Annotated in this window: 12 protein-coding genes; 10 read left to right on the top strand and 2 right to left on the bottom strand. The window is 60.2% G+C overall.

Translation table 11 applies throughout. The features are described 5' to 3' along the window. The first annotated feature begins 105 nt into the window (after positions 1–105). The 6 genes from rplM to HB780_RS32290 all read left to right on the top strand — a co-directional run bounded on the left by rplM (position 106) and on the right by HB780_RS32290 (position 5,339). Positions 106–570: a 50S ribosomal protein L13 gene (gene rplM, locus HB780_RS32315; protein WP_034487063.1), complete on the top strand. Its 465-nt coding sequence runs from the start codon at positions 106–108 to the stop codon at positions 568–570. Positions 571–572: 2 nt separating this feature from the next. Continuing rightward, the gene (gene rpsI, locus HB780_RS32310; RefSeq protein WP_037194169.1) at positions 573–1,040 is read left to right on the top strand and encodes a 30S ribosomal protein S9; all 468 of its coding nucleotides are present in this window, start codon (positions 573–575) and stop codon (positions 1,038–1,040) included. Positions 1,041–1,129: 89 nt separating this feature from the next. Further along, entirely contained in the window at positions 1,130–1,462 is a 333-nt protein-coding gene (locus HB780_RS32305) for a hypothetical protein (protein WP_286203101.1), read from the top strand. Positions 1,463–1,559: 97 nt separating this feature from the next. Beyond that, positions 1,560–2,513, top strand: coding sequence for an agmatinase (gene speB, locus HB780_RS32300; RefSeq protein WP_183692533.1), 954 nt, complete (start codon positions 1,560–1,562; stop codon positions 2,511–2,513). 141 nt (positions 2,514–2,654) lie between these two features. After that, the gene (gene argC / locus HB780_RS32295; RefSeq protein WP_183692531.1) at positions 2,655–3,587 is read left to right on the top strand and encodes an N-acetyl-gamma-glutamyl-phosphate reductase; all 933 of its coding nucleotides are present in this window, start codon (positions 2,655–2,657) and stop codon (positions 3,585–3,587) included. A 378-nt stretch (positions 3,588–3,965) separates the two neighbouring features. Then, positions 3,966–5,339: a tlde1 domain-containing protein gene (locus tag HB780_RS32290; RefSeq protein ID WP_183692529.1), complete on the top strand. Its 1,374-nt coding sequence runs from the start codon at positions 3,966–3,968 to the stop codon at positions 5,337–5,339. Between the two features lie 37 nt (positions 5,340–5,376). Here HB780_RS32290 and HB780_RS32285 read toward each other — a convergent pair whose 3' ends face one another. Beyond that, the gene (locus HB780_RS32285) at positions 5,377–6,480 is read right to left on the bottom strand and encodes a COX15/CtaA family protein (RefSeq protein ID WP_183692527.1); all 1,104 of its coding nucleotides are present in this window, start codon (positions 6,478–6,480) and stop codon (positions 5,377–5,379) included. Between the two features lie 113 nt (positions 6,481–6,593). Here HB780_RS32285 and HB780_RS32280 point away from each other — a divergent pair, with 113 nt between their 5' ends. Beyond that, entirely contained in the window at positions 6,594–6,803 is a 210-nt protein-coding gene (locus tag HB780_RS32280; RefSeq protein WP_183692525.1) for a DUF2842 domain-containing protein, read from the top strand. Between the two features lie 139 nt (positions 6,804–6,942). Continuing rightward, positions 6,943–8,205: a GNAT family N-acetyltransferase gene (locus HB780_RS32275; RefSeq protein ID WP_183692523.1), complete on the top strand. Its 1,263-nt coding sequence runs from the start codon at positions 6,943–6,945 to the stop codon at positions 8,203–8,205. On the opposite strand, the gene HB780_RS32270 is transcribed toward HB780_RS32275, so the two are convergent. After that, positions 8,206–10,398 (bottom strand): GumC family protein, encoded by a 2,193-nt coding sequence (locus HB780_RS32270; RefSeq protein WP_183692521.1) that lies wholly within the window; start codon positions 10,396–10,398, stop codon positions 8,206–8,208. Positions 10,399–10,590: 192 nt separating this feature from the next. On the opposite strand from HB780_RS32270, the gene HB780_RS32265 reads away from it, so the two are divergent. Both HB780_RS32265 and HB780_RS32260 read left to right on the top strand, forming a co-directional pair. Further along, positions 10,591–11,166, top strand: a complete 576-nt coding sequence (locus HB780_RS32265; protein ID WP_183692519.1) for a polysaccharide biosynthesis/export family protein — start codon at positions 10,591–10,593, stop codon at positions 11,164–11,166. 12 nt (positions 11,167–11,178) lie between these two features. Then, positions 11,179–12,324 (top strand): glycosyltransferase family 4 protein, encoded by a 1,146-nt coding sequence (locus HB780_RS32260; RefSeq protein ID WP_183692517.1) that lies wholly within the window; start codon positions 11,179–11,181, stop codon positions 12,322–12,324. The last annotated feature ends 3 nt before the right edge of the window (positions 12,325–12,327 follow it).

Raw genomic sequence — 12,327 nt, 5'->3', positions numbered from 1 at the left:
TTTCCGGGCTGTTTTCTTTTTGGCGTGCGTTTCGCTCGCCAAACCAAGCAACAAGAAACGCCCTGATGCCTTCGGGTTCCGGGGTCCTAAAAGAGAGTATACAACATGGCAACCTTCTCCCAGAAGCCTGCAGAGGTGGAGAAGAAGTGGATTCTCATCGACGCCGAAGGGCTTGTCGTTGGTCGTCTCGCTTCTATCATCGCTATGCGTCTGCGTGGCAAGCATAAGGCTACCTTTACGCCGCACGTCGACGACGGCGACAACGTCATCGTCATCAATGCCGACAAGATCGTTTTCACCGGCAAGAAGTACGAAGACAAGGTTTACTACTGGCACACCGGTTATGCCGGCGGCATCAAGGAGCGTACCGCTCGTCAGATCATCGAAGGCCGCTTCCCGGAGCGCGTCGTCGAGAAGGCTGTCGAACGCATGGTTCCCCGCGGCCCGCTCGGCCGTCGCCAGATGAAGAACCTGCGCGTCTACACCGGCTCGAACCATCCCCATGAAGCCCAGCAGCCCGTCGTTCTCGACGTCGCCAAGCTGAACAAGAAGAACGTAAGGAGCGCCTGATAATGGCTGATCTCTCTTCCCTGAAGGATCTCGGCACGGTATCGGAAGCAGCTGCTCCCGTTCACGTCCGCAAGGTTGACTCGCTTGGTCGCTCCTACGCGACCGGCAAGCGCAAGGACGCAGTTGCCCGCGTATGGCTCAAGGCCGGCTCTGGCAAAATCATCGTCAATGGCAAGGACTACACGGCTTATTTCGCCCGTCCGGTTCTGCAGATGATCCTGCGTCAGCCGATCTTCGCTGCTGCCCGTGATGGCCAGTTCGACATCATTGCCACCGTTGCCGGTGGCGGTCTCTCCGGCCAGGCCGGTGCCGTTCGTCACGGCCTGTCCAAGGCTCTGACCTACTTTGAGCCGGGCCTGCGCCCGGTCCTGAAGAAGGGCGGCTTCCTGACCCGCGACAGCCGCGTTGTCGAACGCAAGAAGTACGGCCGTGCGAAGGCACGTCGTTCGTTCCAGTTCTCCAAGCGTTAGTCGCTTATCCGAGATCGGATTTTGGAAAGGCCGGGTTTTCGCCCGGCCTTTTTGTTTTTCCTGTTCTTTTTGACGGATGCAATATCGCCATGCAGGCAAAGCGCGCATTTTATGGCAAACTCCCGCATCACTCATGGAGGAGCTTTAGGATGACACGGACGATAGCCGCATTGATCCTGCCATTTTTGCTTTTGATATCGGGCATCTCGCCTGCCTTTTCGGCAGACGCTCCGCAACCGGCGACGGAAGAGCAGGCACGGATGGAAAGCATGAAGGAATTCATACAGACCAATCCGGATTGCAAGGAGTTCACCGATCAATGCTCGATCTGCACACTTGCCGACGGAAAAGCCGAATGCTCCACGCCGCAAATCGCTTGTGTCAAGCAGGCATATCAATGCACGGCTCCAGCCAAAAAATAGCAAAGACGGGAAAACCCTCCATTTGAAGCCCTGCAGGCATGGACGCTTGTGTGCGTCGAGATAGACTGTGCTTTCAGCGTAACCGAAGGAAAAGTCAGTGCCGAGCACGTCGATCGATCATGCCTTTACAGCAACCAGCCTGACATCCGCGGCCAGCGACCCGACTTTTGCCGGCGCGCTCTCCTTCATGCGCCGCCGCTTCACCAAATCGCTGGAAGGCGTCGATGCCGTCGTCTGGGGCATCCCCTTTGACGCAGCGACATCCAACCGGCCGGGAACACGCTTCGGGCCGCAGGCGATCCGCCGCGCCTCGGCGATCTTCGACAACGACCCGCAATACCCCTTCAATCGCGACCTCTTTGCCGAGATGTCCGTCATCGACTATGGCGACTGCCTGCTCGATTACGGCAACCACCAGGAAACGCCGGCGGCGATCGAGCGCCAGGCGAACACCATTCTCGACACCGGCGCCTTCCTGCTGACGCTCGGCGGCGATCATTTCGTCACATGGCCGTTGCTCAAAGCGCATGCCGCCAAGCACGGGCCTTTGGCGCTGGTACAATTCGACGCGCATCAGGACACCTGGTTCGACGATGGCCGGCGCATCGACCATGGCTCCTTCGTCGCCCGTGCCGCCCGCGACGGCCTGATCGATCCCGACCGTTCCATCCAGATCGGCATCCGCACGCATGCGCCGGAGGATTACGGCATCCGGGTTCTTTATAGCCACGAGGTCGAGGATATGAGTGCAGCCGATATCGCCTCTACCATCATCACCCATACCAGGGGCGCGCCCACTTACCTGACCTTCGATATCGATTGCCTCGACCCAGCCTATGCGCCGGGCACGGGAACGCCGGTCGCGGGCGGTCCGTCGAGCGCGAAAATCCTCTCGACGCTGCAGCGCCTGCATCAACTCGATATCAAGGGCGCCGATGTCGTTGAGGTATCACCGGCCTATGACCATGCCGACATCACCGCCATTGCAGGGGCGACGGTGGCGATGTATATGCTCGGTCTCCACGCTGAAAGGCGTGCGGCTGGACGTTAGGGCATGATCCCGAAAAGTGCGAAGCGGTTTTCGGATAAGGTCATGACTGGACCAAAGCAGCTGTTATCATTTTGAATCAACTTCATGGCAAACTGAGTCCGGAAACATTCTGAACCTATTGAAAGAACAGGAATAAAGAACATGGCACCGAAGATCTTCATCGATGGCGAACACGGAACCACGGGCTTGCAGATCCGCACGCGCATGGCCGACCGCCGCGACGTCGAGCTTCTGTCCATTCCGGAAGCAGAACGGCGTAATGCCGCCATCCGCGAAGACATGCTGAACAGCGCCGATATCGCCATTCTCTGCCTGCCCGACGATGCGTCGAAGGAAGCAGTCAAGATGGTTTCGGCCAACAACAATGTCCGCGTCATCGACACGTCGACCGCATTCCGCGTACATCCGGACTGGGCCTATGGCTTTGCCGAAATGGACAAGGAACAGGGCGGCAAGATCACGAGCGCGCGTTTCGTCGCGAATCCGGGCTGCTATCCGACCGGCGCCATCGCTCTCATCCGCCCACTGCGTGTTGCCGGCATCCTGCCGGACGGCTATCCCGTGACCGTTAATGCCGTTTCCGGCTATACCGGCGGCGGCAAGCAGATGATCGCGCAGATGGAAAATGCCGAGCATCCGGATGCGATCACCTCCCCGCATTTCCTCTATGGCCTGCCGCTGACTCACAAGCACGTACCGGAAATGATGACGCATGGGCTGCTCGACCGCGCGCCGATCTTCTCCCCCTCGGTCGGCAAGTTCCCGCAGGGCATGATCGTGCAGGTGCCGTTGTATCTCGACGACCTTGCCGAAGGCGCGACGATGGAAAGCATCCATGCCGCGCTTGCCGCCCATTTTGCCGGCCAGGACATCGTACAGGTCGTCCCCCTCGCCGATAGCCGCGCCTTGCCGCGCGTCAATGCGGTCGAGCTAGCCGGACAAGACACGATGAAGCTGTTCGTGTTCGGCACGCCGGGCACCACGCAGGTCAATCTCGTCGCCTTGCTCGACAATCTCGGCAAGGGTGCCTCGGGCGCTGCGGTCCAGAATATGGACCTGATGCTCTCCGCCTGAGATTTTTCAGCGGCATTTCCAATCTTCGGCGCTCGGGATTTCATTCCGGCCGCCGAATGCATTTGACGAATGCTTTACCGACAAGGTGAGCCGACCGGCCCATACAGCGAATTCACCGCTCAACGAAAAATTGATTGCGTGTGATAATTACGCCACATTCACTCCCTACGGCCTGCATCAGCCGCTCCGGGACGTAGCGGCTATGGGCAATGCTCGTCAGGCAATTTTCAAGATCGCGCCAGCGTAAAGGAATTGGTTACCATAATTCGGCATGCTTTCCGATAACCGGCAAAGTGACGGCCGGACGCAGGTTTTGCGTCCCGGCATGGGCCCTTTGTGAGCCGGCGTGGTGCGTATTTAGTTTGGATAACGAGTATCATGGCGTTTGCGACCGAGACGTTCGGTAACTTCAATCCCCGTTCCGGGTCCGCTCTGCGCCGGAAAAAATCCTCCGGGATCAGTCCCGGCACAGTTATCACCGGCGTTTCCGTCGCGGCCTTCGCATGGGTGGCCGCGACCCTGATCACCACGCAATCGATGGTTCTGTCCTTGCCTGGCGCGAATATGTCGGCGATTGATTCGTTCACGCCGAGGGCATCCGCCTTTATCGTACCGCAGAGCCATCTGACGCGCCCTGCCCGCGTGGCGAGCCAGACCTTGCCGGTGAACCAGCAAAGTCACGCGAGCCGCGTGCCGGCCGACGCACCGATCGGCGGGGCCGGATATACGGCGACTAGGGACGTCGTCGTTCAGCCCAAGGCAACCGCTGCCGATGCGATGCGTGCACAGCTTGCAAGCGCTCTTGCGCAGCAAGCCTCCGAGTTTCGACAGGCGCAAGTTTCTGCATCAAGCATGAAAGGCGGCCGTCCGGTCATGGAGGCGTCGCCCGCCGCGATCGACCATCTGCGCAAGGTGATCGCCCTCAACTTCGCCAACACCGTTCTACCGCTGATGCAGGCCAGATATGCCGCCGCATCCTTGCCGACGGTAGCCTCAGTGAATGCCGCCCCGCAGCCGATTGAGATTGCCTCCGCTGCTCCCCTTGCCAGCGTGCCGGCAGTAATTGACGCTGTGCCGCTTCCTGCAAATGACGCCGACCTGCCCGTCGCGGAGACTTTGCCGGTCGCCGAAAACCTGCCGAGCGTAATACCGCTCGCCCGCCCGGAGCATGTCGTGGAAAGGGCGCCCGTTGTCGCCTCCGCTGCGCCAGCCAGGTCCCGCAGCGACGACACGGTTGTCGTGGCGCCGCCCGCGCGTTTGATGGCCTATGCCAAGACGGACGACGACGAAACCCGGCCGAAACCCTTCCTCAACCCCTTCGCGGCTATCAGCCCGCGCGGCGGCAACGGCACTGCCATCTACGATATCTCGGCCGGAACCGTCTATCTGCCGAGCGGCGAACGCCTCGAAGCGCATTCCGGTCTCGGCCACATGCGTGACAATCCCCGCTATGTCGACCGCAAAAATACCGGCCCGACGCCGCCTGAAACTTATAACCTGACATATAGGGAAAGTCTGTTCCATGGCGTGCAGGCGCTGCGTCTGACACCCGCGAACGGCGCCCGCGTCTATGGCCGTGACGGCTTGCTCACTCACTCGTACATGCTCAGAGGAGGCCGCGGCGAATCGAATGGCTGCGTGGTCTTTAAGGATTACGGCCGCTTCCTGGCTGCCTTCAAGCGCGGCGAATTCAAGCGTATACAGGTGGTGACGCGTCTATCGTCGGCGCCTAGCAATATTGCGTCGCGCTGAAGCTTTGCGAAACAAGAGAGCGAGGCGATCATCCGCCTCAGCCCCTCACCGCAATGACCGTCTGGCGCGGATATTCACCATAGAAACCGCGCCAGTTGGCAATGGCAAAGCCAAATACGATCAGCGCGCCGGCCTGATGGGCCAGCGCCAGATGCAGCGGCACCTGCAAGAGCAGCGTCGTGATGCCGAGGATAGCCTGGATCAGCACCAGCACGAATAACACCACTGAGCGGCGGGCATGCGTCGTCTGTGCCGCAGCACGCAACGAGATGATCATATTGATCGCGACGACGGCAAAAAGCGCATAGGCGCCAAGACGATGGACATATTGCACCATCTTCGGGTTCTCGAAGAAATTGATCCAGCCCGGCGACTGCACGAACAGCCCACCCGGCACCACCGCGCCATCCATCAGCGGCCAGGTATTGTAGGACATGCCCGCGTCAAGACCGGCAACCAACGCGCCGAGATAGATCTGGAATAGCGCCATGAAGGCGATGAGGCCGGCGAGTTTCGCCGAATAGCGCGTCGGCGCCGGTTCGTTCGAATGCGGCGACAGCGCGCGCATGAACCACATGCAGGCGGCAAAGATCAGACAGGCGGTGACAAGGTGGGTGGCCAGGCGATACTGGCTGACGTCGGTACGCGCTTGCAGACCGGACGACACCATCCACCAGCCGATCGCTCCTTGCAGCCCGCCGAGCAGGAAAATACCGCCAAGCGGCAGCCATAGCTTGCGCTCGACGCGGCCGGTCAGCACGAAGAACAGCAGCGGTACGCCGAAGATGACGCCCATGGCGCGGGCAAGGAAGCGATGCGCCCACTCCCACCAGAAGATGCCCTTGAACTCGTCGACCGTCATATCCTTGTTCAGTAGCTGGAACTGTGGAATGCGCTTGTAGAGATCGAACTCCTCCTGCCATTCCTGTGCATTGAGCGGCGGGACGACGCCATGGATCGGTTGCCACTCTGTGATCGACAGGCCGGATTCGGTGAGGCGCGTCGCGCCGCCCACCAGCACGAGGGCAAAAAGCGCCAGAAGCACACAACCGAGCCAGATGCGGATAGCACGGCGATTGTGGTCCTGACGGGCCACTTCGTTCAAAACAGCCTGTTCCGACGTCAAATTAGCGACAGCCATGGAGTCTCCCTTCAATCCGCCTGTTGATTTGCCTGATGGGGGCGTGCAAAACAAGTCCCGGGAGTTTGCGGCATGCCGTCGCGGTATGCCGTCGTAAGAGGAGAAACCAACCCGTGCCCCTTCGCCTGCGCAAATTTGTCGGCATGATCCTGCTCGTCCTATTGGTGGTGATCTATGCAATCGTGGCGATGATCGTGGCAGTGCGCACGCTGGCCGATCAACCCGGCTGGATGCATTTCCTCTATTTCTTCATCAGCGGCATCATCTGGGTGCTGCCGGCGATGGGGATCATCAAGTGGATGGCCGGACCCCGCGCCCGATAAACATCGGTTCAATCCATCGCGGATTAACGCGGGGATAACCGTGATAAGCGGGAAATCCGCCGTATGACCTCACCTTAAATCAAAAATAAGCTGCCTCAGCGAAGACTGTGCCCGAATGCCGTCCGATCGGAGACATCAGGTGCAGAGGCAGAAGCTCGATATCGCTGACATGCCCGCTACGAATGCGGTGCGCTGGGATATTGCGTCCGCTGCCGTGCCATCGGCAGCGAATGGTAGCATCAACATCGAAGTCTTCGACAATATGGCGCCGTTGGAAGCCGAATGGCGAGCGTTGGAGCAGGACGATCTCGCCTCGCTTCACCAGAGCTATGACTGGTGCGCGGCCTGGGTCGAAACCTCTGGGCATCGACTGGCAATCGTCAGCGGCTCTTTCAACGGGCGCACCGCATTCATCCTGCCGCTAGAGATCGTCCGCACCAAAGGCGTGCGCCGTGCCGAATTCATCGGCGCACGTCATAGCAATATTAATACCGGTTTGTTCTCCGCGGAATTTCTGGAGACCGCAGCCGATGGCATCACGGTCTCACTACAGGCCGAGATCGTGCAGGCGCTGCGCAGCAAGGCCGACCTGATGTTGCTGCGCAATGTGCCGCTCGCATGGCGCGGCCGCAAAAGCCCCCTCGCCTCGCTGCCAGCGGTCGAAAACCAGAACCACGCCTTTCAACTGCCTTTCCTCGGCTCCTTCGAAGCAACCCTGAAACAGGTGAATGCGAAGCGGCGGCGCAAGAAATTCAAACACCAAAGCCGCATCCTCGATGACAAGGGTGGCTATGAGCATGTGATCGCGGGGCCTGATCAACAGGATGCGCTACTCGACCTGTTCTTCCAGCAGAAGGCAGTTCGCTTCAAGGCGGCGGGCTTGCCGGACGTGTTCCGGGATGCATCGACACAATCCGCCCTGCACCGGCTGTTAGCGCACCGGGACGTGGCAGGATCCAATACCACGCTCGAGATGCATGCGCTGCGGCTGAAAGGTGAGCATGAGGGCCACATCCCGGCGGTTGCCGCGTTATCGCGCAAGGGCGATCACGTCATCTGCCAGTTCGCCTCGATCGACGAGACGCTGGTTCCTGAGGCGAGCCCCGGCGAACTGCTATTCTGGCTGATGATCGAGCGGCTGCATCGCGAGGGCGTCGCCCTTTTCGACTTCGGCATTGGCGATCAGGGGTACAAGCGCTCCTGGTGCCCGGTGGAGACCGTGCAGCACGATCTGATCCTGCCGACTTCAGCGGTCGGCCATGTCGCGGCTTTCGCACAGAGAGGCATGACCCGCGCCAAGACGGCCATCAAGGCCAGTCCGTGGCTCTATGGCCTGATTCAGCGACAGCGGGCACGGCAAGGTGGCGGTTCCGCTTCAACGGAAGAGATCGACAAGGACTGATCAGGCCGCGTGCTGGCGAGCGTCGGAGCCACGCTCGGCGCGCCAGCCGGACATCAGGATGATGTGCTCATAGCCCGCCTTCTGGAATTCCGTCATCGCCGTCATGAACTGGTCTTCGTCGGGCTCCGGCATGGAAAGCAGGATTTCCGTATCCTTGCTACGCGTCAGTTTGGCGACGCCGGAGACGTCGGCGGCACCGCATTCGACCAGAACGATGTCATAGGCCGAACCGAGCGCATCGAGGATGAGCGACAGACGGTCGGCGCCGCGCATCGCGCGACTGACGTCGCTGGTGCCCTGCGGCACGAGATGGGCGTCGGATAGCCGATCGGGGTGAATGGTATCGGCAAAGGCGGCCTCCCCGCAGAGAAGGTCCGTCACGCCTGAAAGATCGTCGGATTCGGCCATCAGCCGCGACGGGCAGCCGGTTCCCGTCATATCGACAAGCACGATGCGGCATCCGGCATCGGCAATGGTGCGCGCCAGCATCACGGTTGCCGTCGAGCCATTGTCACCGGTCGGCGATATGGCAATGGCGAGGCGGGAGCCACGGTCGATCAGATAGTCGGCGACCGACTGTATGGAGAAATCCTCCTCGTCTTCCATCTCTTCAGCTGCCTCGTGGGGCAAATGTCCGAAATCGATCTTCTCTTCCATCTCGCGCGCCAATGCCTGATCGGCAGCGACGGAGAGCATGCTTGCCGGCACAGCACCCTGTTGTGCATTGGCAGCGGTTATCGGACGAGCAGCGCTTTCTTTCTGAACCAAAGCCTCGCGCTCCGCCGGGCCAACGGGTCGCAGGGCGCGGCCGCTGAAGAGCTCGATCAGCATGATGACAATGCAGGTCAGGATGAAGGATGCGAGCGCGGCGACGACGACGATCGGCCCGACTTTGGGGAAATAGGGATCGACCGGCTCGACGGCCTGGGAGACGACGCGGGCATCCGCCGGGCTCGAATTCTTGTTGACGCGGGAAGCGGCCTCCCGATAGCGGGCGAGATAGGTTTCCAGCAACTGCCGTTGCGCGGTCGCTTCACGTACCAGCGCATTGAGGCCGACTTCATCCTGCCCTGCCCGCGCGCTGTCAGCCTTCAGCGTGTTCGATTGCCCCACAAGCTGCTGTTCACGCAACTGCGCGACCTTGGCTTCGCTCTCGATGCTGGCGAGAATCTTCTGCGTCTCGCGGTCGATCTGCTGTCGGATATCGGTCAGCTGGGCGCGCAGGCTCTTCAGCCGGGGATGTCCCTCCATCAGGCTCGTGGACAGATCTGAGATCTGCGATTCCAGACCGGATTGCGTTGCCTTCAGCCGCTGGATGGTTTGCGAGCCCGAGACGTCGGTGAGGGTATCGATGGAACGGCCGGAGGCAAGTGCGCCACGCACGGCCTGGGCGCGTGCTTCGGCATTGGCCCTTTCACCGCGCACCTGCGCCAGCTGACCGGAAATATCGGCAAGCTGCTGTGTCGCGAAGGTATTGGTGTCGCTGGTCTGCAGAAGGCCATTGGCGGAGCGGTAGTCGGCGACCTTCTTTTCGGCTTCGCTGACCTTCTCGCGCAGATTGGCGATCTCCGGCTCCAGCCAGCGTGTCGCCTCGCTATTGGAATCGAGCTTGGCGCCGCTCTGCATCGACAGATAGACCTGCGCCATGGCGTTCGGAACGCTGGCGGCTAAATCCGGGTCGCGGGACGTGAAGCTGACGCCGATGACGCGGGAACTGTTGATCTGATAGACCTGCAGCCGGTTGGTGAAGGCATCGAGCATCCGCTCTTCCGGCGCTTTATCGAGCGAGCTCTTCTTCAGGTGCAGCATGACCAGAATATCGGAAAAGGCGGAGTTTCTGGTCGCCGCGTCGAATTCCGGATGCTCATAAAGCTTCAGATTGGTAATCACCTGCTTGACGAGATCGGCCGATTGCAGGATCTGCACCTGGCTGGCGATATTGAGCTCGTCCAGCAAGGGAGCCGAGCCCGCATCGCTATTCTGCGTCGTCGTCGCAAATGCCGGCGCGCGCTGCTCGATCAGAATGCGGGTTTCGCTGCGATATTCCGGGGAGATGACCTTGGCGACGGCAAACGCCAGACAAGCGCCGACAAGCGTAATGGCGATGACCTGCAGCCGTCGCTGCCATACGGCGCGAAAGAGCAGCGCGAGATCAATATCAACATCCTGCTGGCTGTTGTTGATGCCGGGCATATACAAGAACTCCATAATATAAAGCCAAATTTAATCGTAAACGACTATAGTAACCCAAGCGTTAATAGTATTTTCGAGTATTGTTTTCGACATCGCTAATGAATGACATGGAATTTTGTTCGCTCTTTACCGACCGTTAACCCTAACGGATCGATAACGACGACAGTGATTTTCCTCACCCGTGAGCGCGAAATGCCCTTCGCAAAGCCAAAGATTGTCCTGGCACTCGGCATGGCTGCCGTAAGCGCCGCGCTCAGCGGCTGCAACACCTATCAGCCTGCGCCAAAAGCCTTCAGTGAAGCGACGATCCAGCCCTATATGCTGGATAGCGGCGATCGCCTACGCGTGACCGTCTTCGATCAGGAAGGCCTGACCAACACCTATACGGTCGACCAGGCCGGTTACATCTCCTTCCCGCTGATCGGCCAGGTCCCTGCCCGCGGCCGCACGCTGCAGCAGCTCTCCGGCCAGATCGCGCAGAAACTTCGCCAGGGTTACATCCGCGACCCCGATGTCACCATCGATATCGACCGCTACCGCTCGGTCTACATCATGGGCGAAGTCGGCCAACCTGGCCAATATTCCTACGTGCCCGGCATGACGATCCAGAACGCCATCGCGGTTGCCGGCGGCTTCAGCAGCCGCGCCAACCAGGCCAATGCCGACGTGACCCGCAAGATCAACGGTCATGTCATGACCGGTCGGGTCGGTATCTCGGATCCAGTGCTGGCGGGCGATACGATCTATGTCCGCGAACGGCTTTTCTGACCGTTCCCGATCATGACAAAACCGCTCCGCATCCTCCATTGCTTCAGATCACCGGTCGGCGGAGTCTTCCGCCACGTCCGCGATCTGGCGGAGGAACAGAGCAAGGCAGGACATCAGGTCGGCATTCTCTGCGACAGCTTGACCGGCGGGGAGCATGAGGACCGGCTGTTCGACGATGTCAGGCCCTTCCTTGCGCTCGGCGTGACGCGCATGCCGATCCGGCGTCATATCAGCCTGTCCGATATGACGACGCTCTGGAAAAGCTACAAGACAATCAAAAGTTTGCGGCCGGATGTGCTGCATGGGCATGGCGCCAAGGGCGGCCTGCTTGCACGCATCATCGGCTCAGTCCTGCGGGTGAAGAAGTATCGCGTAGCCCGCCTCTACACAGCGCATGGCGGCAGCCTGCATTTCTCACGTACCTCGCCGCAGGGCATTCTGGTCCATAGCCTCGAGCGGATACTGGAATTCCTGACCGACGGGCTGATCTTCATCTGCGATTTCGAACGGCGAAGTTACGAACGCAAGATCGGCAAGCCGCGCACGCGCACCGCTTTGATCTATAATGGCATCAGCGATAGCGACTTCAGGACCGCCCCCACACGATCGGACGCGGTCCATTTCGTCTATATCGGCATGCTGCGGGACCTCAAAGGTCCCGATCTGTTTGTCGAGGCCTTCGCCAAGACGGAGCGGCGGATTGGACGTCCCCTCTCCGCGCTGATGATCGGCGATGGACCGGACAGGGACAAATACCGGACGATGATGATCGAGCGTGGCCTCGGCCAGCGCATCGGCCTGTTGCCCGCCATGCGCGTGCATGACGCCTTCGCCATGTCGCAGACCGTCGTCGTCCCCTCACGCGCGGAAGCCATGCCCTATATCGTACTCGAGGCACTTGCGGCGGAAAAAGCAGTGATCGCCTCGCGCGTCGGGGGTATTCCGGAAGCGCTTGGCGAGAACAGTGCGGCGCTTGTGGTTCCCGACGATACAGACGATCTTTCGCGCGTGATGGCCGAGGCCATTACCGAGCCTGATTGGGCTCGTCGCGTCATGCCCGATATCGGGACAATCCGCTCGGCCTTTTCAGCTTCGATCATGGCAAGGGATACTGTCAACCTATATTACAATATACTTGAGCCAGGTGCCGAACGTTAGAAT

It is taken from the genome of Rhizobium lusitanum, from assembly GCF_014189535.1.
Classification (GTDB): Bacteria; Pseudomonadota; Alphaproteobacteria; order Rhizobiales; family Rhizobiaceae; genus Rhizobium; species Rhizobium lusitanum_C.
The sequence above is the reverse complement of the archived record's forward strand: the minus strand, read 5'-3'. Positions and strand labels throughout refer to the sequence as shown.

Coding starts and splice junctions, on each gene's coding strand:
- rplM (WP_034487063.1), top strand. CDS start 106: ATGGCAACCTTCTCCCAGAAGCCTGCAGAGGTGGAGAAGAAGTGGATT.
- rpsI (WP_037194169.1), top strand. CDS start 573: ATGGCTGATCTCTCTTCCCTGAAGGATCTCGGCACGGTATCGGAAGCA.
- HB780_RS32305 (WP_286203101.1), top strand. CDS start 1,130: ATGCAGGCAAAGCGCGCATTTTATGGCAAACTCCCGCATCACTCATGG.
- argC (WP_183692531.1), top strand. CDS start 2,655: ATGGCACCGAAGATCTTCATCGATGGCGAACACGGAACCACGGGCTTG.
- HB780_RS32290 (WP_183692529.1), top strand. CDS start 3,966: ATGGCGTTTGCGACCGAGACGTTCGGTAACTTCAATCCCCGTTCCGGG.
- HB780_RS32285 (WP_183692527.1), bottom strand. CDS start 6,480: ATGGCTGTCGCTAATTTGACGTCGGAACAGGCTGTTTTGAACGAAGTG.
- HB780_RS32270 (WP_183692521.1), bottom strand. CDS start 10,398: ATGCCCGGCATCAACAACAGCCAGCAGGATGTTGATATTGATCTCGCG.
- HB780_RS32265 (WP_183692519.1), top strand. CDS start 10,591: ATGCCCTTCGCAAAGCCAAAGATTGTCCTGGCACTCGGCATGGCTGCC.
- HB780_RS32260 (WP_183692517.1), top strand. CDS start 11,179: ATGACAAAACCGCTCCGCATCCTCCATTGCTTCAGATCACCGGTCGGC.